This window comes from Streptomyces sp. NPDC046203, assembly GCF_040646255.1.
In the GTDB taxonomy this organism is placed as follows: domain Bacteria; phylum Actinomycetota; class Actinomycetes; order Streptomycetales; family Streptomycetaceae; genus Streptomyces.
In genome coordinates, this window is record NZ_JBEYZX010000023.1 from 14966 (window position 1) to 35505 (window position 20540).

At 72.9% G+C, this 20540-nt stretch carries 17 protein-coding genes; 7 read left to right on the plus strand and 10 right to left on the minus strand.

Features of this window, described 5'->3' with window-relative positions; all coding sequences use genetic code 11:
• Window positions 1-15: 15 nt before the first annotated feature.
• Together ABZ990_RS18315 and ABZ990_RS18320 are read right to left on the minus strand one after the other, a co-directional pair.
• Window positions 16-531 carry a GNAT family N-acetyltransferase gene (locus ABZ990_RS18315; RefSeq protein WP_361232060.1) on the minus strand — a complete coding sequence of 172 codons (516 nt, stop codon included), beginning with the start codon at window positions 529-531 and terminating at the stop codon, window positions 16-18.
• Between the two features lie 35 nt (window positions 532-566).
• On the minus strand, window positions 567-1718 hold the full coding sequence (locus ABZ990_RS18320) for a glycerate kinase (RefSeq protein WP_361232062.1): 1152 nt from the start codon (window positions 1716-1718) through the stop codon (window positions 567-569).
• A 280-nt stretch (window positions 1719-1998) separates the two neighbouring features.
• On the opposite strand from ABZ990_RS18320, the gene ABZ990_RS18325 reads away from it, so the two are divergent.
• From ABZ990_RS18325 to ABZ990_RS18345, 5 genes are all read left to right on the plus strand, one after another.
• Complete coding sequence (locus ABZ990_RS18325; RefSeq protein WP_361232169.1) at window positions 1999-3663, plus strand: BCCT family transporter; 1665 nt, start codon at window positions 1999-2001, stop codon at window positions 3661-3663.
• Window positions 3664-3818: 155 nt separating this feature from the next.
• Entirely contained in the window at window positions 3819-4892 is a 1074-nt protein-coding gene (locus ABZ990_RS18330; RefSeq protein WP_361232064.1) for an ADP-ribosylglycohydrolase family protein, read from the plus strand.
• Window positions 4889-5494 (plus strand): NUDIX hydrolase, encoded by a 606-nt coding sequence (locus ABZ990_RS18335; protein ID WP_361232066.1) that lies wholly within the window; start codon window positions 4889-4891, stop codon window positions 5492-5494. Before ABZ990_RS18330 ends, ABZ990_RS18335 begins: the two co-directional genes overlap by 4 nt.
• Window positions 5491-5928, plus strand: coding sequence for a hypothetical protein (locus ABZ990_RS18340; RefSeq protein WP_361232068.1), 438 nt, complete (start codon window positions 5491-5493; stop codon window positions 5926-5928). Before ABZ990_RS18335 ends, ABZ990_RS18340 begins: the two co-directional genes overlap by 4 nt.
• Before the next feature lie 75 nt (window positions 5929-6003).
• The gene (locus ABZ990_RS18345) at window positions 6004-6720 is read left to right on the plus strand and encodes a Sir2 family NAD-dependent protein deacetylase (RefSeq protein WP_361232069.1); all 717 of its coding nucleotides are present in this window, start codon (window positions 6004-6006) and stop codon (window positions 6718-6720) included.
• Window positions 6721-6783: 63 nt separating this feature from the next.
• Here the strand turns inward: ABZ990_RS18345 and ABZ990_RS18350 are convergent, their stop codons facing one another.
• The 5 genes from ABZ990_RS18350 to ABZ990_RS18370 form a co-directional block, all read right to left on the minus strand.
• Window positions 6784-7449 carry a DUF981 family protein gene (locus ABZ990_RS18350; RefSeq protein WP_361232172.1) on the minus strand — a complete coding sequence of 222 codons (666 nt, stop codon included), beginning with the start codon at window positions 7447-7449 and terminating at the stop codon, window positions 6784-6786.
• A gap of 167 nt (window positions 7450-7616) precedes the next feature.
• Window positions 7617-8123: a methylated-DNA--[protein]-cysteine S-methyltransferase gene (locus tag ABZ990_RS18355; protein ID WP_361232071.1), complete on the minus strand. Its 507-nt coding sequence runs from the start codon at window positions 8121-8123 to the stop codon at window positions 7617-7619.
• A 12-nt stretch (window positions 8124-8135) separates the two neighbouring features.
• Window positions 8136-9614, minus strand: coding sequence for an AlkA N-terminal domain-containing protein (locus ABZ990_RS18360; RefSeq protein WP_361232073.1), 1479 nt, complete (start codon window positions 9612-9614; stop codon window positions 8136-8138).
• Between the two features lie 155 nt (window positions 9615-9769).
• Window positions 9770-10312: an O-acetyl-ADP-ribose deacetylase gene (locus ABZ990_RS18365; RefSeq protein WP_361232075.1), complete on the minus strand. Its 543-nt coding sequence runs from the start codon at window positions 10310-10312 to the stop codon at window positions 9770-9772.
• 118 nt (window positions 10313-10430) lie between these two features.
• A complete protein-coding gene (locus ABZ990_RS18370; RefSeq protein WP_361232076.1) occupies window positions 10431-11855 on the minus strand; it encodes an NAD(P)/FAD-dependent oxidoreductase in 1425 nt (474 codons plus the stop codon).
• Window positions 11856-12239: 384 nt separating this feature from the next.
• Between ABZ990_RS18370 and ABZ990_RS18375 the strand changes: the two genes are divergently transcribed.
• Window positions 12240-13295: a lipoate--protein ligase family protein gene (locus tag ABZ990_RS18375; protein ID WP_361232079.1), complete on the plus strand. Its 1056-nt coding sequence runs from the start codon at window positions 12240-12242 to the stop codon at window positions 13293-13295.
• Between the two features lie 165 nt (window positions 13296-13460).
• Here ABZ990_RS18375 and ABZ990_RS18380 read toward each other — a convergent pair whose 3' ends face one another.
• A complete protein-coding gene (locus ABZ990_RS18380) occupies window positions 13461-14057 on the minus strand; it encodes a class I SAM-dependent methyltransferase (RefSeq protein ID WP_361232082.1) in 597 nt (198 codons plus the stop codon).
• Window positions 14058-14242: 185 nt separating this feature from the next.
• A complete protein-coding gene (locus tag ABZ990_RS18385; protein ID WP_361232085.1) occupies window positions 14243-15832 on the minus strand; it encodes an NCS1 family nucleobase:cation symporter-1 in 1590 nt (529 codons plus the stop codon).
• A 372-nt stretch (window positions 15833-16204) separates the two neighbouring features.
• On the opposite strand from ABZ990_RS18385, the gene ABZ990_RS18390 reads away from it, so the two are divergent.
• Window positions 16205-17329 carry a cellulose binding domain-containing protein gene (locus ABZ990_RS18390; protein WP_361232087.1) on the plus strand — a complete coding sequence of 375 codons (1125 nt, stop codon included), beginning with the start codon at window positions 16205-16207 and terminating at the stop codon, window positions 17327-17329.
• A gap of 231 nt (window positions 17330-17560) precedes the next feature.
• On the opposite strand, the gene ABZ990_RS18395 is transcribed toward ABZ990_RS18390, so the two are convergent.
• Window positions 17561-20540: hypothetical protein (locus ABZ990_RS18395; RefSeq protein WP_361232090.1), on the minus strand; the 2980-nt coding region annotated here is incomplete at its 5' end.

A 20540-nucleotide genomic window follows, 5' to 3' on the forward strand; every position in this document is an offset into this window, starting at 1 on the left:
TCGGGTGTACGGGGCTCAGCCCAGCCGCTTGTAGTACAGCGTCGTCGGGCGCAGCGTGCCCGACGGGTCCGCCGCGAAGTCAGGGATGGTGCCGGCGGCGGTCCAGCCGGCCGTGCGATAGAGCGTCTCGGCGGGGCTGTCGGTCCGGGTGTCGAGGACGAGCAGGGTCAGGCCCGCGGCCGCGGCGTGCGTCTCCGCCGCGTCGAGCAGCCGGCGCCCGAGGCCGTGCCCCCGGGCGTCGCGGTGGACGACGAGGCGGGCGATCTCGCCGCGGTGGCGGCCGTTCGGCTTGTCGTCACGGACGAGGGTGACGGCGCCCAGGACGCACCCCGCGGGGTCGAGGGCCGCCCAGACGTCCCGTAGCCCTGCCACACCTGTCCACCAGGAGGCGGCCTCCGAGGGCTCCAGGGGCGCCAGGAAGCCGACGGAGGCTCCGTCGGCCACGGCATCCACCAGGAGGGCGGCGAGGCCGTCCAAGGCTCTCTCGCGGACCTCCTCGGAGGTGCAGAGGGTGATCGTGATGTCGTTCATGCGCGCGAGCCTCGCATGGGCGTGTCCCGCGCGCGTTACGTCAGGAAGTCGCGCGCGATCTCGGCCGCGACCCGCTCCAGCAGTGGTCCCGCGTTCGGGATGGACTTCGCCGGGTCCGGCTCCAGGTCCGTGAGCGGGTAGGCGCGGCGGATGCCCATCGCGCCCAGCGCCTCGGGCGCGAGGGCGAGTCGTCCGCAGACCGCGACGACCTCCTTGCCGGCGGCGCGGGCGGCCTCGGCGACGCCCGCCGGGGCCTTGCCGTGCGGGGTCTGCTCGTCGAGGGAGCCTTCGCCGGTGATCACGAGGGTGGCGCGGGCAAGGGCGGGGGCGAAGCCGAGGACGTCGAGCATCAGCTCGATGCCGGGGCGGAAGCGCGCGCCGAGCAGCAGCGCGCCGTACCCGATGCCGCCCGCACCGCCCGCGCCGGGCGCCGCGGCGAGATCGGCGGCCTTCGGGCCGATCGCCTCTTCGAGCACGCGCGCGTAGTGCGCGAGGGCCGCGTCGAGAGTGGCGACGTCGTCCGGTGTGGCGCCCTTCTGCGGCCCGTACACCGCCGCACAGCCCTTGGGGCCGGTCAGCGGGTTGTCGACGTCGCTCGCGAGGACGAGGTCCACGGCGGCCAGGCGCGGGTCGACGCCGGAGAGGTCGGCGGAGGCCAGCCGCGCGAGCGCGCCGCCGCCGGGGCCGACCGGTTCGCCCTCCGCGTCGCGCAGGACCGCGCCGAGTGCGGTGAGCATCCCGGAGCCGCCGTCGGTGGTGGCGCTGCCGCCGACGCCGAAGACGAGGGTCGTGGCCCCGGCGTCGAGGGCCGCGCGCAGCAGCTCGCCGGAGCCGAACGTGGTGGCGGTGAGCGGCGCGAACACCCCGGGCGGCAGCAGCTGGAGGCCGGATGCCTCCGCCATCTCGACCACCGCCGTCGTCCCGCGCAGCGCGAACGCGGCGGTGACGGGCGTGCCGAGCGGCCCGGTCACGGTGACCTCGCGCCGTTCGAATCCGGCCGCCACGGCCGCCGCCACCGTCCCGTCACCGCCGTCGGCGACGGGCAGCGTCTCGACGTCGAGCCCCGGCAGGACCCGCCGCAGCCCCGCCGCGACCCGCTCGGCGACCTGCACCGCCGTGAGCGAGCCCTTGAACTTGTCGGCCGCGACCAGCACCCGTACGGCCCCGGTCACCGTTCCGTCCGTCATCGCACATCCCTTGCTTCCGGTGCTTCCGGTGCTTCCGAACAGGCGGTCGCGCCGCCGCCGACCCTATCGGCGGCGGAAGACGGCGTGCCACCGCCCGGAATCGCCACATTTTTCCCCATAGTGGGGCTCCATGAGCACGGAACCGACGGGCCCGCCCTCCGCGCACGAGCCGAACCCGCACTTCGACCACAACACCGCCGCCGACGACGGCACCGGGCGCCCCGGTGGCCCCGGCGGCTCTCCGGACGCCCGCCCCGACACGAAGGTCATCGTCATCGGAATGGCCGTCGTCGTCGGCCTGGTCGGCTGGGCGGCCCTCGGCAAGACGTCCTTCGACTCCGCCTCCTCCGCGGCGCTCGGCTGGGTGCTGGCCAACTTCGCCTGGCTGTTCGTGTCCGCCGCCGACGTCTTCCTGGTGCTGTGTCTGGTGATCGCGGTGAGCCGCTTCGGCCGTATCCGGCTCGGCGCCGACGACTCCGAGCCGGAGTTCACGAACCTGGCGTGGATCGCGATGATGTTCAGCGCCGGGATGGGCATCGGCCTGATGTTCTACGGGGTCGGGGAGCCGCTCCAGCACTTCCTGACCCCGCCGCCGGCCTCCGGCGTCGCCCCGCGCACGGGCGACGCGGCCCGTACCGCCCTGGAGTACTCCTTCTTCCACTGGACCTTCACCCCGTGGGCGATCTACGGCATCACCGGTCTCGCCCTCGCCTACGCGGGCTTCCGCAAGGGCCGCGGCAACACCCTCAGCTCCGCCTTCGTCCCGCTCCTCGGCCGGCGCCGGGCGGCCTCCTGGCCGGGCCGGGCGATCGATCTGCTGGCCGTCTTCGCGACCGTCTTCGGCACCGCCACCAGCCTCGGCCTGGGCGCGCTCCAGGTGGCGGAGGGTCTGCACCTCACCGCGGGGGTGAAGGACTCCACGGCCACCGAGCTGCTGATCATCCTGGTGCTCTCGGCGGCGTTCGTGCTGTCCGCCTTCTCCGGGCTGAACAAGGGGGTGAAGTGGCTGTCCACCATGAACGTCGTGCTCGCCGCCGCGTTGGCGGCCTTCGTCTTCGTGATCGGTCCGACCGTCTACATCCTCGACACGATCCCCGCCTCCCTCGGCGGCTATCTGCACGATCTGCTGCCGATGGCGAGCCGCACCGGAGCCTTCTCGGACCGGGCCTGGCTGGGCGCCTGGACGATCTTCTACTGGGCGTGGTGGCTGTCCTGGGCCCCGTTCGTCGGCACCTTCATCGCCCGTATCTCGCATGGCCGGACCGTCCGCGAGTTCCTCGCCGGGGTGCTGCTCGTCCCGTCCGGGGCGACCGTGATCTGGTTCTGCGTCATGGGCGGCACCGCGATCCGGCTGGAGTCGACGGGGGCCGCCGACCTGGCGAGCTCGGTCAAGGACGGGGCGGAGGCATCCCTGTTCGCGATGCTCGACGCGCTGCCGATCGGCACGGTCACCTCGTACGTGGCGATGCTGCTGGTCATGACGTACTTCGTGACCAGCGCCGACTCGGCCTCGCTGGTGATGGGCTCGCTCACCAGCCGGGGCGCGCTGCATCCGCCGACCTGGCTGGTGGTCGTCTGGGGTGTGCTGATGGCCGCCGTCGCGGCCGTCCTGCTCGTCGCGGGCGGGCTGAGTTCGTTGCAGACGGCGACGATCCTGGTCGCCCTGCCGTTCGTCCTGGTGATGCTGGCGCTGTGCTGGGCACTCCTCAAGGAGCTGCGCGAGGACCCGGGCGCGGGCTCCGCCCGGCACCCCGCGCTGCACGGCGTACGGGACGCGGTGCGCGCGATGGTGGGCGAGGCGATCACCGAGCGGGGAGTGACGCGGCATCAACGACTGCGCCGGGCGGCGCGGTCCCGTACCGAGGGGACCCAGGGGGACGAGCGGACGGCCGGGGGCAAGGACGGCGGAGACGAGGGGCCGGGCTCGGGAGGGGACGCGTACTGAGGGCCGAGGGCGCTCGGAGGGGGCGGACGGTGACGGTGGGCAGTGGCGGTGGTCCGACAGTGCGTCGGCGAGGGGCCCGCCGGTACGGGTACGTCGGTGGCGGTCCGCCGGTGCGTCGGCGCGCGGCTCGGCCGCGCATTCGGTAGACCGGTGCCATGGGCCTGCTCAAGCACAGCGAACTCGCCGACCGGATCCTCGGCGGCTGGACGGGGCGGATCGCCGGGAACATGCTCGGCAAGCCGGTGGAGTGCGGCGAGCACTGGACGCCCGAGCGGATCGACGCCTATCTGCGGCTGACCGGCGCTCTGCCGCTCACCGACTATCTGCCCGCGCCGCCCGCGGCCGGCGCCGACGGCTTCGAGCTGCGCCCGGAGTGGCCGCAGTGTGTCCGGGGGCGGATCAACGGCAGCTGCCGGGACGACGACATCGACTACTCGATCCTCGGGCTGCACCTGCTGGAGACCCGGGGCTTCTCGTTCACCACCGAGCAGGTCGGCAAGGCGTGGCTGCAGCGGCTGCCGTACCTGCGGACGTACACGGCGGAGCGGGTCGCGTACCGCAATCTGGCGAACGGTCTGAAGCCGCCGCTGACCGCCACGTACGACAACCCCCACCAGGAGTGGATCGGCGCGCTGATCAGGGCGGACGTATACGGCTGGACCTCGCCGGGCGATCCGCGCCGGGCCGCCGCGCTCGCCCGCCGCGACGCGGTCCTGTCCCATACGGGCAACGGTGTGTACGGGGCGATGTGGGCGGCGGCGCTGGTGGCCGCCGCGTTCACCGCACCCGACGTCCGCACCGCGCTGACGGCCGCCCTGGAGCGGATCCCGGCGAGCGCCCGGCTCGCCCGGACCGTACGGCACACGATGGCCCTGCACGAGGCGGGCGTCGAGTGGTCCGAGGCGCTGGCGGAGATGGCGGAGCGGACCGCCGGGCTCGGCTGGATCCATGTGGTGCCGAACGCGGCGGTGCTGACGGCCGGGCTGCTGTACGGGGACGGGGACTTCAGCGCCACCGTGGGACTGACCGTGCGCGGCGGCCTGGACACCGACTCCAATGGCGCGACGGCCGGATCGGTCGCGGGTGTGCTGTGCGGGGCGTCGGGGATCCCGGCGCAGTGGTCGGAACCGTTGCAGGACCGGGTGCGCAGCGCGGTCACCGGCTTCGACCGGATCAAGATCAGCGAACTGGCGGACCGGACGGTGCGGCTGGCTACGCTGACGGGATGACGACCTCCGGCGCCACTCCCGCCCCCGACGCCTCGTCCGAGGCTTCCTCCGATGCCTCCTCCGGTTCGGAATCCGGTTCCGGATCCGGCACCGGATCCGGTAGCGCTTCCGGCGCGGTCACCGACTACGCCACGTACATCGCGGGCCTGCCCCGGGTCCTGGCCGCCGCGGCCACGGTCTTCCGGGACGAAGGCGGCCGGGTGCTGATCGTCGAGCCGAACTACCGGGAGGGCTGGACCCTGCCGGGCGGCACGGTCGAGGCCGACACCGGCGAGACTCCGCGCCAGGCCGCGCGGCGCGAGACGGCCGAGGAGATCGGTCTCGACCTGGCACCGGGCCCGCTGCTCGCGGTCGACTGGGTGCACGGGGCGGCGCGGCCGCCGCTGGTGGCGTACGTGTACGACGGCGGGGTGCTCACGGAGGAACGGTTCGCCGCGATCCGGCTCCAGGCGGAGGAGCTGGACTCCTGGAAGCTGGTCGGGCGGGCGGACCTGGCCGGCTATCTCCCCGGCCCTCTCTGTCTGCGGGTCCACGCGGCCCTCGACGCCCTGGCGGCGGGGCGCGGCCCGGTGGAGCTGGAGGACGGGCGCATGGCGCGGTGACCGGCGGGCCTCCGGCGTGGGCGACCCGGATGGTGGTCGGTGTCTGGGTGGCGGGGCTGCTGATCGGCACCGTGACCCATGTCGGCGACCTGCTGTCCCACGGCCTCTTCCCGCACGCGTCCTTCGCGCCGAAATGGCTGAACCTCTACTGGTCGGCGCTGGCGGTGCTCGACCCGCTGACCGCCGTTCTGCTGCTGCGGGGGCGCCGGGTGGGCGCAGATCTGCTGGTCGTGGTGATGGCGACCGATCTGGCGGCGAACCTGTACGCCGTATACGGGCCGCTCGGCAGCTCGGTCGGCGAGCAGGGCGGACTCCAGCGGCTGCTGGCCTTCGGGCTGTTCGTGTTCGCCACGGCACCGTGGGTACGGGGCGGGCTGCGCGGGCCGAAGGCCCTGTACGGGCGGGGCGCGGTGGAGTCCGGGCCGGTGCGCTGAGCGGGGGTGCCTGGGCAGGGCGGCCACTGGTCCATCCGTTCGCGGATGGTGTCCGGGCCTGCCTAAGGTCGGCATATGACCATGGTCGCGATTCTCACGGGCGCCGGAATATCCACCGACTCGGGTATCCCGGACTACCGCGGGCCCAACGGTTTGTGGCGCCGTGATCCGGAGGCCGAGCGGCTCGTCACGTACGGCCCCTACATGTCCGACCCGGAGATCCGCCGCCGGTCGTGGCGGATGCGGCTGGACGGGCCGGTCCTGACCGCGCGGCCGAACGCGGCGCACCTGGCCATCGCCGCGTACGAGAAGACCGGCAACGCGCTGCGGGTCATCACGCAGAATGTCGACGGGCTGCACCAGGCCGCCGGGCTGCCCGCGCGCAAGGTGTACGAACTGCACGGTTCGGCGCGGTCGGTGGTCTGTACGGCGTGTCACGCGAGGTCGTCGATGGCCGAGGCGCTGGAGCGGGTGAAGGCCGGCGAGACGGATCCGCCGTGTCTGGTGTGCGGCGGAATCCTGAAGTCGGCGACGGTCATGTTCGGCGAGCGGCTCGATCCGGACGTGCTCGGGCAGGCTCTGGCGGTCGCGAAGGCGGCGGAGGTGTTCCTCGTCGTCGGCAGCAGCCTCCACGTGGAGCCCGCCGCTTCGCTCGCGGGTATCGCGGCCGAGGGCGGTGCCCGGCTGATCATCGTGAACGCCGAGCCGACCCCGTACGACCCGCTCGCGGACGAGATCGTGCGCGAGCCGATCGGCACCGCGCTGCCGGCCCTGCTCGACCGGCTGCGGTAGCGGCGGGCGGGGCCGGCAGGGGTGGAATCCGGCCGGCAGGGGACGGGACCATGCCGCTGGAGCTCACATCGTGTTGACGATGAGTCCGATGTGCGTGAAGTAGTTGAGCCCCCCGAACAGCAGGAACGCGAGGCCCGCCAGCGCCCAGCACACACCGGCCACCCAGGCCACCGCGCCGCCCCGGCGGCGCAGCACCCAGGGGAAGAGCACCGCGCCGACGCCGGTGAGCACGTACAGGCCGGACATGAAGCTGGCCTCCAGCATCGGGTGGTCGGCGAACTGCCCCGAGATGGGCTCCTCGGGCGGCGCGGCGAACAGGGTGTAGCGCCAGCCCGCCGCCGCGATCCCGAAGCAGGCCAGTCCGAGCCCGAAGACCAGCAGCGAGACGGGCGCGGCCAGGGCCGCGACCGCGCGTCCTCGGTCCACCCCCGAGCTGACGACCCCGCCGCGCTTCCAGAGGAAGAACGCGGCGAAGAGCAGCAGCACGCCGAAGCCGAGGGCGGGCTCGCCGAAGATGATGTTGTCGAAGGGGAAGCCCTGGCCGGCCAGCGGCCAGGTCAGCGTCATGTGCAGGCCGGTCGCGAAGAGGATCAGGCCCAGCGTGCCGAAGCCCATCGCCCAGGCGTCGGGCACCACGGGACGATCCGTCAGGAGCATCCACCCGAGGGCGACGACGAGCAGCAGTCCCGCCCCGGCGCAGAGCGACATGATGGTGTTGTAGGTGGGCATCTTCGCCCAGTCGATCTTCAGTCCGGCGGCGAGGAGCAGCGGTGTCGTCGTGTTCACGGCGCGACCGTAGGGGCGCGCGTACCCCGGGAGGGGTGCTCTTCCACGCGCGCCTGCCGAAGATCCACCGATCGGAGCAGCGAATGCGCCGGCCGGTTCGTCCGTAGGCGCTAGAAAAGCGTCTCGTCGGCGGTCTGTTCTCCCGCCTCGAAGGCGAGCAGCCGGCGCTTGCGGTCGAGACCGCCGCCGTAGCCGGTGAGGCTGCCGCCCGCGCCGATCACCCGGTGGCAGGGGACGACGATGCCCACCGGGTTCTTGCCGTTGGCGAGGCCGACGGCGCGGGAGGCGGCGGGGTTGCCGAGGGCCTCGGCGAGTTCGCCGTACGTCCGGGTCTCCCCGTACGGGATGAGCCGCAGCTGCTCCCACACCCGGAGCTGGAACGGGGTGCCGACGAGGTGCAGCGGCAGGTCGAACTCGGTGAGTTCGCCGGCGAAGTACGCGTCGAGCTGGCGGACGGCCTCGGTGAAGGGGCGTGGGTCGGAGGTGCCGAAGGTCTCCTCGGGCGGGCGGTGGCGCTGGCCGGTCATGTGGATGCGGCTGAGCACGCCGTCGACCGCGACCAGGGTCAGCGGGTCGTAGGGGCTGTCGACGACCGTGTGCCGGATGGTGGACGTCATGGGGGTGGTTCCTTACGCGGGGAGGTGGTTGATCGGGTGGTCGTCGGTGGCCCACAGGTACTGGACGGCGTACGCGCGCCAGGGCCGCCAGCGGGCGGCGCGCGCGGTGAGGGCGGCCGGGGTGGCGGGCAGTCCGAGGCCCTGGGCGGCGCGGCGGACGCCGAGGTCGCCGGGGAGGAAGGCGTCGGGGTCGCCGAGCGCCCGCATGGCGATGATCCCGGTGGTCCACGGGCCGAAGCCGGGCAGGGCGGCGAGCCGGGCGACGGCCTCTTCCGTGTCGGTCCCGGGGCCGAGGGCGAGGGTGCCGTCGGCGAGGGCGGTGACCAGGGTGAGCAGGGTGGTACGGCGGCTGCGGGGCAGCGCGAGGGTGTCGGGGTCGAGGCCGGCGAGCGTGCCGGGGCCCGGGAAGAGATGGGTGAGGCCGCCCTCGGGGTCGTCGACGGGGGTGCCGTGCGCGGTGACGAGGCGGGCGGCGTGGGTACGGGCGGCGGCAGTGGACACCTGCTGGCCGAGGACGGCCCGTACGGCGAACTCGGCGGCGTCCACGGTGCGCGGCACCCGCCGTCCGGGCGCGGCGTCCACGAGGGGCGCGAGCAGCGGATCGGCGCGCAGCCGCTCGTCGACGGCGACGGGGTCGGCGTCGAGGTCGAGCAGGCGGCGGCAGCGGTTGATGGCGCGGGTGAGGTCGCGCGGGTCGGTGAGCGAGAGCCGGCACAGGATGTGGTCGGGGCGCGGGGTGAGGGCGACGATGCCGTGCCCGTAGGGGAGGCTCAGGGTTCTGCGGTAGGCGCCGTCGCGCCACTCCTCGACGCCGGGGACGGCGGTGGCGGCGAGGTGGCCGAAGAGGTTCGAGGGGTTCAGCGGGGCGCGGAACGGCAGCCGGAGGGTGATCGTGCCGGGGGTGGCCGACGGGGCGGCGGGGCGGCCGCGGGAGGCGCGGGCGCGCAGTTCACCGGGGGTGAGCGCGAAGACCTCGCGGACGGTGTCGTTGAAGGCGCGGATGGAGGCGAACCCGGCCGCGAAGGCGATCTCCGCCATCGGCAGCGGGGTGGTCTCGACGAGGACGCGCGCGGTCTGGGCGCGCTGGGCGCGGGCGAGGGCGAGCGGGCCGGCGCCGAGTTCGGCGAGGAGCTGGCGTTCGATCTGGCGGGTCGAGTAGCCGAGCCGGGCGGCGAGCCCGGGAACGCCCTCGCGGTCGACGACACCGTCCTGGATGAGCCGCATGGCGCGGGCGACGGTGTCGGCGCGGGCGTCCCACTCGGGGGATCCCGGGCTGGTGTCGGGACGGCAGCGTTTGCAGGCGCGGAATCCGGCGCGCTGGCAGGACGCGGCGGTGGGGTGGAACTCCATGTTCTCGGGCTTGGGCGGGACGACGGGGCAGCTGGGACGGCAGTAGATCCGAGTGGTGCGGACGGCGGTGAAGAAGACGCCGTCGAACCGGGCGTCCTTCGACTGGACGGCCCGTACGCAGCGCTCGGTGTCGGTGTGCATGCCTCCAGGATCGGCGATCGGGGGTGGGCGGGCTGGCAGAAAAACGACATGGTCGTTCGCCGGATTCCTGGGGGACTGGCGCCGGGTCTTCCTCCGGGTCCTTCCCCGGGTCTTCCCCAGGTCTCCTCCCGGGCCGCGCCTCGCGCCCTGCGCCCTCACCTCATGGCGGCCTCGAAGGCGGCGTATGCCTCGGCGTCGAAGAGGACGAAGCGGACCTCCTGGACGGAGGCCGGGCGGGCGGCCCGCACGGTCTCGACGGCGATCCGGGCGCCGTCGTCCATCGGCCAGCCGTAGATCCCGGTCGAGATCGCCGGGAAGGCGACCGTACGGGCACCCGACTCGTCGGCCACCCGCAGGGATTCGCGGTAGCAGGAGGCGAGCAGCGCGGAGCGGTCCTCGGTGGGGCTGTACACCGGGCCGACGGTGTGGACGACCCGCCGGGCCGCGAGATTCCCGGCGGTGGTGGCGACGGCCTGACCGGTGGCGAGACCGCGCCCGTAGTGGCCGGCCCGGAGCTTGCGGCACGCTTCCAGGATGGCGGGACCACCCCGCCGGTGAATGGCGCCGTCCACTCCTCCGCCGCCGAGGAGGGAGGAGTTGGCGGCGTTGACGATGACGTCGGCGTCCTGGTCGGTGATGTCGCCTCGGACGAGGACCACGGCGGGGGCGGCCGGAGGGGTGACGGGCTGCGGGTTCATCCCCTCATGATCGCGCCCGTGCCTCCGGCGCGCACCGTGTTCGCGCGCGGGGCGACCGGGTACGACGGCGGCCGGGCGCTCCCGCGCGTCGCCCGGGCACTCCGGCGAGCCCGTCGCGTCAGGCCGCTCCCGGCGCGCGCAGGCGCCGCCACACCGCCTTGGCCGCGTTGTGGCCGGACATGCCGTGTACCCCGGGGCCGGGCGGGGTGGCGGAGGAGCAGAGGAAGACCGCCGGGTGCGGGGTGTTGTACGGGAACAGCGACAGCTTGGGGCGCAGGACCAGTTGGAGGCCGCGGGCGGCTCCGCAGGCGATGTCGCCGCCGATGTAGTTGGCGTTGCGCGCGGCGAGTTCGGGCGGACCTGCGGTGGCGCGGGCCAGGATCAGGTCGCGGAAGCCGGGCGCGAAGCGTTCGATCTGCCGCTCGATGGCGTAGGTGAGGTCGCCGCGCCAGCCGTTGGGGACATGGCCGTACGCCCAGAAGACGTGCTTGCCCTCGGGGGCCCGGCCGGCGTCGACGAGGCTGGGCTGGGCGGTGATGAGGAACGGGGCGTCGGGGGCGGTGCCGGAGGATGCCTGGCGCAGCGCGGTGCCGATCTCCCCCGCGCTGGGCCCGACCTGTACGGTGCCGGCCCGGCGGGCGTCCTCGGCGGTCCACGGCACGGGTCCCGACAGGGCGTAGTCGATCTTGAACGCGCTCGCGCCGTACCGGTAGCCGTCGTAGTGGGCGCCGAGCCCGGCGATCCGGGCGAGCGCGGTGGGCGAGGTGTCGAAGACGTACGCACGCGCGGGCGGCAGGTCGTCGAGCCGCTTGACCTCGAAGTCGGTGTGGACGGCGCCGCCGAGGTCCTTCAGATACGCGGCGAGGGCGTCGGAGATCGACTGGGAGCCGCCCCGGGGCAGCGGCCAGCCGACGGCGTGCGCGGCGGCGGCGAAGACCAGCCCGACGGCGCCGGTCGCGAAGCCGTCGAGCGGGGCGATGACATGGCCGACGAGCCCGGCGAACAGGGCGGACGCCTTCGGGTCCTGGAACCGGCTCATCAGCCAGGTCGAGGGCGGCAGTCCGGCGAGCCCGAAGCGGGCGAGCGTGACGGGGTCGCGGGGCAGCGCGGTGGACGGCAGCTGCATGAAGTCGCGCACGAGGCTGTCGAAGCGGTGGACGAACGGGGTGACGAGCCGTCGGTACGCACCGGCGTCGCGCGGCCCGAAGGAGGCCGCGGTCCGCGCGATCGAGCGGGCGAGGACGGCCGCGGTGCCGTCGTCCCAGGGGTGGGCCATCGGCAGTTCGGGGTGCAGCCACTCCAGTCCGTACCGGTCCAGCGGCATCGTGTCGAAGACGGGCGAGCCGGCGCCCAGCGGGTGGACGGCGGAACAGGGGTCGTGCCGGAAACCGGGCAGGGTCAGTTCCTCGGTGCGGGCGCCGCCGCCCACGGTGGACTTCGCCTCGAAGACGGCCACGGAGAAGCCCCGGCGGGCGAGTTCGACGGCGGCGGTCAGCCCGTTGGGCCCCGCCCCCACGATCACGGCATCGAACATCGACGTCACCCTCGGACTCCTCGTGTCGGCCGGCGATCCCTGCCCCCAGGATAGGCCGGACGCCCCTCCGTCCTTGGTCCGGCCCGGCCCGTTCCCCCGCCGCCCCGCGCTCCTCCCGGCCCACCGCTCCGGGGTTCTCACTCTCCGCTCCCGCCTCCGCTCCCCCGTCCCCTCTCCGCTCTACCGCTCGCCCTCCTCCCCCGACATGACAGATCGTCTGGCATATACCGCTGCTCGCGCGTTCCACCCTGGGGCGCGCGCCGGGGCCGGAGTACGCTGGCGGCGTTCGTTCCGACATCCCTTACGGCATTCACCCCGATATCCATCCCTTATTCACTCTTATTCACCCCTATTCATCCCCGTTCATCCCCGACGGGCTGGGAGGCAGGTCCGGTGCACGGCGAGTACAAGATCCCCGGCGGCAAGCTGGTCGTCGTCGATCTCGACGTGGAGGACGGCGCGCTGCGCCGGGTCCGGGTCGCGGGCGACTTCTTCCTGGAGCCGGACGAGGCCATCGAGGCCATCGACGGTGCGCTGGAAGGCGCCCCCGCCGACACCGACGCCGCCGGCCTGGCGGCCCGGATCGACCAGGCGCTGCCGCCGGGCACGCAGATGTACGGCCTGACGACGGAGGGTGTCGGGGTCGCGGTGCGCCGGGCGCTCGCGCACGCCACCGACTGGACCGACTACGACTGGCAGCTGATCCACGAGGCGCCGCAGTCCCCGGCCCTCCACATGGCCCTCGACGAGGTGATCACGGCCGAGGTCGCGGCCGGCCGCCGCCCGCCGACACTGCGGGTCTGGGAGTGGGCCTCCCCCGCCGTGGTGATCGGCAGCTTCCAGTCGCTGCGCAACGAGGTGGACCCGGAGGCCGCCGAGCGGCACGGCATCGAGGTGGTGCGCCGGATCAGCGGCGGCGGCGCGATGTTCATCGAGCCGGGCAACACCATCACGTACTCCCTGTCCGTCCCGGACGCCCTCGTGCAGGGCCTGTCCTTCACCGACAGTTACGCCTACCTCGACGACTGGGTGCTCGGCGCCCTCGGCGACATGGGCGTCAAGGCCTGGTACCAGCCGCTCAACGACATCGCCACCGACGCAGGGAAGATCGCGGGCGCCGCGCAGAAGCGCATGGTCGCGGGCGAGGGCGCGGTGCTGCACCACGTGACGATGGCGTACGACATCGACGCCGACAAGATGACGGAAGTGCTCCGCATCGGCCGCGAGAAGCTCTCCGACAAGGGCACCAAGAGCGCGAAGAAGCGGGTCGACCCGCTGCGCCGGCAGACCGGTCTGCCGCGCGAGGCCGTCATCGAGCGGATGATCGCCTCCTTCCGCTCGCGTTACGGCCTCGCGGAGGGCCGGGTCACCGACGAGGAGATGGCCCTCGCCCGGGAGCTGGCCGGCACCAAGTTCACGACCCCGGAGTGGATCGCGCGGGTGCCGTAGGGGCGGGGCGGCAAGGGGAATGCGTGGCCGCCGGCCGGAGGTGTGGCGGAGTGGGAGCGGGCCGTGGCCGACCACGTTCCCGGCTGGGCTCCACCGTCCGGACGGCCTGACGACCGGACGATCTGATGAGGGGGGCGTGGGGGCTGCGGGGGCCGTGGGTGCCGTTCAGCTGCCCGGCTTCCGCGCCACCAGGTTGAACTCGTTGTACGGGAAGGACTTGCCGACTGCTCGCGGGAACGGGAACGAGTACGTACGCGCGATGTCCAGGCCCATCTTCTCGGCGTGCGTGCGCAGTCCGTCGAAGTCGACGAAGCGGACGTGGGTGGCGTCCGTCCGGTAGCCGGCCTCCTGAGGGCAGATCAGGACGACCGAGCCGCCCGGCTTCACCAGGGGCAGGTACTGCTCCAGGATCGCGTTGCCGAGCGTCTCGTCCATGTGTTCCAGGACGTGCGCGCACAGCAGGCTGTCGAAGGAGCCGGGGCCGCAGTCCGGCGCCGCTTCCAGCTCCTCGGGCGTGTAGGCGGTCAGACCCCGCGCGCGGCAGGTGGCGACGGAGGTGGCGTTGTGGTCCACGCCGACGCTGTCGGGGCCGCAGTTGAGCAGATTGCGGCCGATGCCGCAGCCGACGTCCAGCACGCGCCCGAGACGGAGCCGCTTGAGGTTCCAGCGGTAGGGGGCCTGGGTGGGCAGGAAGCGTTTGATCCCCGAACTCTCCAGCCGGGTCAGCCGCTGGGTGTAGTCGGAGGATTCCGTGCCGGACATCGACAACCGCCTTTGTGTGGTGCACTGGTGCAGGTGTTCCGCGTCGCGTGAGCGTCGCCGAGGCTACGACATGCGGACGGCGAGGGTAAAGCACCGCCACCCGCCCCGGCCCGGCCGTCGCCGAGGCCGTTGGCGCCACCTCCGTCACGGCCCCGGCCGCGGGTGATGCCCTCGCCGCGGGCGTATCACCCTCCCGTGCCGGCGGTCCGGGCGCGCCGGGCCATGAGGGAGACGTACACCAGCATCGAGGCGACCAGCCCGACCGCCCAGCCGTAGTCGGCGAGGGGCTTGAGGAACGGGATCAGGCCGGCCTCGGGGAACGGCCCGCTGCCGGGGGCCGAATGCGAGCCGCCCACCGCGAGCACCCCGCCCGCGGCGAAGGCGAGGACGGCCGCCGGATTCCAGCCACCCCGGTACCAGTAGGGGCCGTCGACCCGGTAGAGCCCGGCGAGGTCGAGGACGGTGCGGCGCACCAGCCAGTAGTCGGCGATGAGGATCCCGGCGACCGTACCGAGCAGACCGCCGACCAGTCCGAGCCAGGTGAAGATGTACAGCTCGGGTGTGGAGGTGAGCTTCCACGGCATGATGACGACCCCGACGACCCCGGTGATCAGCGCGCCCCGGCGGAAGTCGATCCGCCCGGGGGCCAGATGGGCGAGGTCGTACGCGGGCGAGACGACGTTCGCCGCGATGTTCACCGAGATGGTCGCGACCAGGACCGTCACCAGCGCGAAGAGCAGACCGAAGACGCTGTCGGTCTTGGCGGCGAGCGCGACCGGGTCCCAGACCGGCGCCCCGTACACCGCCTGCGAGCCTGAGGTGACGAGCACCGAGAGCAGCGCGAAGAGCGTCATCGTGGTCGGCAGACCGAGGGCCTGACCCAGGAACTGGGCGCGCTGCCCCGCGCCGAAGCGGGTGAAGTCGGGGATGTTGAGGCTGAGGGTGGCCCAGAAGGCGATCATGCCCATGAGGGCGGGGAAGAAGACCCGCCAGAAGCCGGGACCCCAGCCGAGCGCGGACGGTTGATCGAGGAGGGGGCCGAGTCCGCCCGCCTTGACGGTGATCCACCCGAGCAGCACCACCGCGCCGACGATGACGAAGGGCGCGGCCCAGTTCTCGAAGCGGCGCAGCGCGTCCATGCCCCGGTGGATGATGGCCAGTTCGAGGGCCCAGAACAGGCCGAAGCAGAGCCACAGGGTCCACGGCTGGCCGGCGATCCGGGCGGCCTCGCCCCAGTGGCCGCCGAACACCTTGTCCAGCAGGACGAAGATGCCCTGGCCGCCGATCCAGGTCTGGATGCCGAACCAGGCGCATGCGACACCCGCCCGCACCAGCGCGGGCAGGTTGGCGCCGCGCAGGCCGAAGGAGGCGCGGGCGAGCACGGGGAAGGGGATGCCGTACTTCGGTCCGGCGTGCCCGGTGAGCAGCATCGGCAGCAGCACGATCACGTTGGCGAGCGCGATGGTGAGGACCGCCTGGAGCCAGTCCATGCCGAGGGCGACGAGCCCGGAGGCGAGCAGCCAGGAGGGGATGTTGTGGGCCATGCCGACCCAGAGGGCGGCGAAGTTGTACGTGGTCCAGCGGCGGGCGGCAAGCGGGACGGGCAGCAGGTCCTCGTTGACGAAACGGGGGTCGCCGGGGACGGCGCCGGGCGGGAGTTCGACGCGGCCGGCGGCGGGCCGGGCGGCATGGCGGGCGGTGGGACCGGCGGGTCTGCCGGCCGGTCCGCCGGCGGGTGTACCGGCGGGTCTGCCGGTGGGCGGGGTGGCTGTCATGGCGGCGGAGCCCTTCCGTGCGAGGAGACGGGGACGGGGCGGAACCGGTGCGGGAGAAGCCGAGGCAGAAGGGGCGGAGGAAGGATCGGAGGAGAGGTCGGAGGAGGGGGCGCAGGACGGCTGGAGGAGAGGTCGGAGGACGGGCCTGAGCACGGGACTGAGGTGGCGAGAAAGCGTCGGTGACGGGACGGAGGGAAGGGTCACGGGGTGCGCGAGGGGCCGGGCGGACCGCGTGCGCTGTCGGCTTTCCCGGCCGCGCACAGTCTTGTCAGGGACACGTTCTGTTCCTACAGTCCCTAGCATCGACACATGGGAGCGCTCCCACACCCCGTACGGCATATGACATCCCCTCGTCTTCGAGAGAGGACCGGCATGAGAGCGTCATCGTCCCCCGCCCGCTCCGCGCGCACCCTGCTGAGCGGCCTCCTCATGGCCCTGATGGCCATCGGCGCCCTGGTCACCACGACGGCTCCGGCACAGGCCGACACGACGATCTGCGAGCAGTACGGCTCGACCACGATCCAAGGGCGTTACGTCGTCCAGAACAACCGCTGGGGCACCAGCGCCGCCCAGTGCATCAGCGCCACGAGCAACGGCTTCAAGGTCACCCAGGCCGACGGCAGCGTCCCGACCAACGGCGCGCCGAAGTCGTACCCGTCGGTCTACAACGGCTGCCACTACACCAACTGTTCGCCCGGCACGAACCTCCCGGCGCAGGTCAGCACCATCTCCAGCGCGCCGAGCAGCATCTCGTACAGCTATGTCTCCGGCGCCGTGTACGACGCCGCGTACGACATCTGGCTGGACCCGACACCCCGCACCGACGGGGTGAACAAGACCGAGATCATGATCTGGTTCAACAAGGTCGGGTCGATCCAGCCGGTCGGCTCGCAGGTCGGCACGGCGACGGTGGGCGGGCGCAGCTGGCAGCTGTGGTCGGGCAACAACGGCGGCAACGACGTGCTGTCCTTCGTCGCCCCGTCCGCGATCGACAGCTGGAGCTTCGACGTCATGGACTTCGTCCGGGCGACCGTGGCGCGCGGACTGGCCCAGAACAACTGGTACCTGACGAGCGTCCAGGCCGGCTTCGAGCCGTGGCAGGGCGGCGCGGGACTCGCGGTGAACTCCTTCTCCTCGACCGTGAGCACCGGCGGGTCCACCCCCGACCCGGGCACCCCGGCGGCGTGCAAGGTGGCCTATGCCACCACTGTGTGGACGGGCGGCTTCACCGCGAACGTCACCGTCACCAACACCGGCTCCACCGCCGTCGACAACTGGAAGCTGGGCTTCACCCTGCCCTCCGGCCAGAACGTCACCAGCGCCTGGAACGCCACCGTCTCCCCGGCCTCGGGTGCCGTCACGGCGAGCCCGGTCAGCCACAACGCGCAGATCGCGGCGGGCGGAAGCCAGACCTTCGGTCTTCAGGGGACGTACTCCGGCACCTTCGCCTCACCCGGCTCCTTCACCCTGAACGGCGCCGCCTGCACGACCGCGTGACCTCGGGCGCGTGACCCTGGGCGCGTGACCCTGGGCGCGTAACCCCGGGGGTGGCCCTGGGCACGAGGCGGTGCCGAAGAGCGCGTACGCGGCAGGGCGTACGGCGCACGGCACAGGACGCCCGGCGCCCGAGGGCCGTACAAGCCGATGACCAGCGGGTGGCATACGCCCGCTGGTCATCGGTCATCCGTCGGCCGTCTCCCGCCGCCCGTCGTCGGCGGGGACGTCCGGTCAGTAGCCTCCGTACGGCGGGGGCTTGGGGCCGCGCTGGACGGGAATCGTGACCCGGGCCTTCCGGGAGGAGACCGTCTGACCGGCGTCGTTCGTGCCGCGCGCGATGGCGGTGTTGGTGAGGTGACCGCGCTTCGCGTCCTCCTCCCGGAGTGTGTACGGCGGCGCGGCGCAGACCATCGTGGCACCGGGCGCGAGCGGCTCGGGCGGGCAGGTCACCGGGCCCGCGACGGGATCGTCGACCCGGATGTCGTGCAGGGTTCCGGTGCCCGTGTTGGTGACCTTCAGCGTCCAGGTGACGATGTCGCCCGGGTCGTTGACGCCGTTGTGGTTGGTGTCGGTGACCTCGGCGGTCTTCTTCAGCTTGAGCGAGTCGCCCGGGGGCGGGGTGTGCCGGGTGACGAGGACCGCGCTCGCCGGATCCGAGGTGACCTCGGCGCCCGTGGTGGTCTCGGCGGAAGCGGTCGCGGTGTTGGTCACCTTGCCCGCCTTCACGTCCTCCTCCGTGACCGTGTACTTCGCCGTACACGTCACCGACGCGCCCGGCGCCAGCATGGTCTCCGGGCAGCTCACCGACGGCGGGGTCCCGGTACCCGAGAACTCGGTGTCGGCGACGACCAGGCCGGTCAGGGCGGTGTCCCCGGTGTTGGTGGCCACGTAGGTGTACGTGACGTCGTCACCGGCACCGGCCTTCTCCGGGGACACCGACTTCGTCAGGCCGAGGGAGGCCACCGGCGGACCCTCGTGCGTGACGAGGACGGCGCTCGCGGCGTCCGACGTGACCTTGGTGCCGGTGGCGGTCTCGGCGGAGGCGGTGGCCGTGTTGGTCACCTTGCCCGCCTTCACGTCCTCCTCCGTGACCGTGTACTTCGCCGTACACGTCACCGACGCGCCCGGCGCCAGCGTCGTCTCCGGGCAGCTCACCGACGGCGGGGTCCCGGTACCGGAGAACTCGGTGTCCGCCACCGTCAGCCCTGTCAGAGCCGCGTCGCCGGTGTTGGTCACTGTGTAGGTGTACGTGACCTCGTCGCCCGCACCGGCCTTCGCCGGCGACACCGACTTCGTCAGGCCGAGGGAGGCCGGAGGCGGGCCCTCGTGCGTGATCAGGACCGCGCTCGCGGGACCCGAGGTGATCTCGGCTCCGGAGGGATCCTGGGCGGTCGCCTGCGCGGTGTTGGTCACCTCGCCCGCCTTGGCGTCGTCCTGGGTGACCGTGTAGGTGGCCTCGCAGGTCACCGAGGCGCCCGGGGCGAGCGTCGTCTCCGGGCAGTCCACCACCGGCGCGGTGCCGGTGCCCGAGAACGCGGTGTCCGCGACCACCAGACCCGACAGGGCCGTCTCACCCGTGTTCGTCGCCACATACGTGTACGTGACCTGGTCGCCGGTGGTGGCCGTGTGGGGATCGACGGTCTTGGTCAGGCTGAGCGAGGAGGCCGGCGGCTGGTGGGTGAGGAGGAGCGCGGTCGCGGCGGCCGAGTGCACCGCCGTGCCCGAGGGGTTCTGCGCGGTCGCCTGCGCGGTGTTCGTCACCTCGCCCGCCGTCACATCCGCCTCCGTGACCACATAGGTGGCCGTGCACGTCACCGACGCGCCCGGCGCCAGCGAGGTCGCCGGACACTCGATCACCGGCGCCGTACCGGAACCGGAGAACTCCGTGTCCGTCACCGACAGCGCCGACAGAGCCGTCTCACCCGTGTTCGTCGCGACATAGGTGTACGTGACCTGGTCACCGAGGGTGGCCGTGGTCGGCGTGACCGACTTCGTCAGGGCGAGCGAGGAGGCGGGCGGCGCGTGCGTCGTGAAGAACGCGGTCGCGGGAGCCGAGTTCACCGCCGCGCCGGACGGGTTCTCGGCCGTCGCGCCCGCGGTGTTCGTCACCTGCCCCGCCTGGACGTCGGCCTCGGTGACGACATACGTCGCCTCGCAGGTCACCGACGCCCCCGGAGCGAGCGAGGTCGCGGGGCAGAGCACCACGGGCGCGGTTCCCGTACCCGAGAATTCGGTGTCGGCGACGACCAGGTTCGACAGAGCCGTCTCACCGGTGTTCGTCGCCACGTAGGTGTAGGTGACCTGGTCACCTACCGTCGCCGACTCCGGCGACACCGACTTCGTCAGGCCCAGCGAGGACGTCGGCGGCGCGTGCGTCGTGAAGAGCGCGGTGGCGGGGGCCGAGTTCACCGCCGCGCCGGACGGGTTCTCGGCCGTCGCCTGCGCGGTGTTGGTCACCTCGCCCGCCGTCACATCCGCCTCGGTCACCACATAGGTGGCCGTGCAGGTCACCGAAGCTCCCGGCGCCAGGGTCGTCCCCGGGCACTCGATCACCGGCGCCGTGCCGGAACCGGAGAACTCCGTGTCCGTGACCGAGAGAGCCGACAGGGCCGTCTCACCGGTGTTGGTCGCCACATACGTGTACGTGACCTGGTCACCCACCGTCGCCGTGCCCGGCGACACCGACTTCGTCAGCCCCAGCGACGAGGTGGGCGGCGCGTGCGTCGTGAAGGACGCGGTCGCGGGTTCCGACTCGACCGCGGCGCCGGAGGGGTTCTGCGCGGTGGCGTGGGCGGTGTTCGTCACCTCGCCCGCCGTCACATCGGCCTCCGTGACCACGTACGTCGCCTCGCACGTGACCGATGCGCCCGGCGCCAGCGTCGTCGCCGGACAGATCACCACCGGCGCGGTGCCGGTACCGCTGAACGCGGTGTCCGCGACCACCAGACTCGACAGCGCGGTCTCGCCCGTGTTCGTCGCGACATAGGTGTACGTGACCTGGTCACCGAGGGTGGCCGTGGTCGGCGTGACCGACTTCGTCAGGGCGAGCGAGGAGGTGGGCGGCGCGTGCGTCGTGAAGGACGCGGTCGCGGGCGCCGAATGCACGGCCGCACCGGACGGGTTCTCGGCCGTCGCGCCCGCGGTGTTCGTCACCTGCCCCGCCTGGACGTCGGCCTCGGTGACGACATACGTCGCCTCGCAGGTCACCGAC

What these genes read in the sequence shown, in the direction of transcription:
- ABZ990_RS18315 (WP_361232060.1), bottom strand. Translation starts at nt 531, where the DNA reads ATGAACGACATCACGATCACCCTCTGCACCTCCGAGGAGGTCCGCGAG.
- ABZ990_RS18320 (WP_361232062.1), bottom strand. Translation starts at nt 1,718, where the DNA reads ATGACGGACGGAACGGTGACCGGGGCCGTACGGGTGCTGGTCGCGGCC.
- ABZ990_RS18325 (WP_361232169.1), top strand. Translation starts at nt 1,999, where the DNA reads ATGGCCGTCGTCGTCGGCCTGGTCGGCTGGGCGGCCCTCGGCAAGACG.
- ABZ990_RS18330 (WP_361232064.1), top strand. Translation starts at nt 3,819, where the DNA reads ATGGGCCTGCTCAAGCACAGCGAACTCGCCGACCGGATCCTCGGCGGC.
- ABZ990_RS18335 (WP_361232066.1), top strand. Translation starts at nt 4,889, where the DNA reads ATGACGACCTCCGGCGCCACTCCCGCCCCCGACGCCTCGTCCGAGGCT.
- ABZ990_RS18345 (WP_361232069.1), top strand. Translation starts at nt 6,004, where the DNA reads ATGACCATGGTCGCGATTCTCACGGGCGCCGGAATATCCACCGACTCG.
- ABZ990_RS18350 (WP_361232172.1), bottom strand. Translation starts at nt 7,449, where the DNA reads ATGCCCACCTACAACACCATCATGTCGCTCTGCGCCGGGGCGGGACTG.
- ABZ990_RS18355 (WP_361232071.1), bottom strand. Translation starts at nt 8,123, where the DNA reads ATGACGTCCACCATCCGGCACACGGTCGTCGACAGCCCCTACGACCCG.
- ABZ990_RS18360 (WP_361232073.1), bottom strand. Translation starts at nt 9,614, where the DNA reads ATGCACACCGACACCGAGCGCTGCGTACGGGCCGTCCAGTCGAAGGAC.
- ABZ990_RS18365 (WP_361232075.1), bottom strand. Translation starts at nt 10,312, where the DNA reads ATGAACCCGCAGCCCGTCACCCCTCCGGCCGCCCCCGCCGTGGTCCTC.
- ABZ990_RS18380 (WP_361232082.1), bottom strand. Translation starts at nt 14,057, where the DNA reads ATGTCCGGCACGGAATCCTCCGACTACACCCAGCGGCTGACCCGGCTG.
- ABZ990_RS18385 (WP_361232085.1), bottom strand. Translation starts at nt 15,832, where the DNA reads ATGACAGCCACCCCGCCCACCGGCAGACCCGCCGGTACACCCGCCGGC.
- ABZ990_RS18390 (WP_361232087.1), top strand. Translation starts at nt 16,205, where the DNA reads ATGAGAGCGTCATCGTCCCCCGCCCGCTCCGCGCGCACCCTGCTGAGC.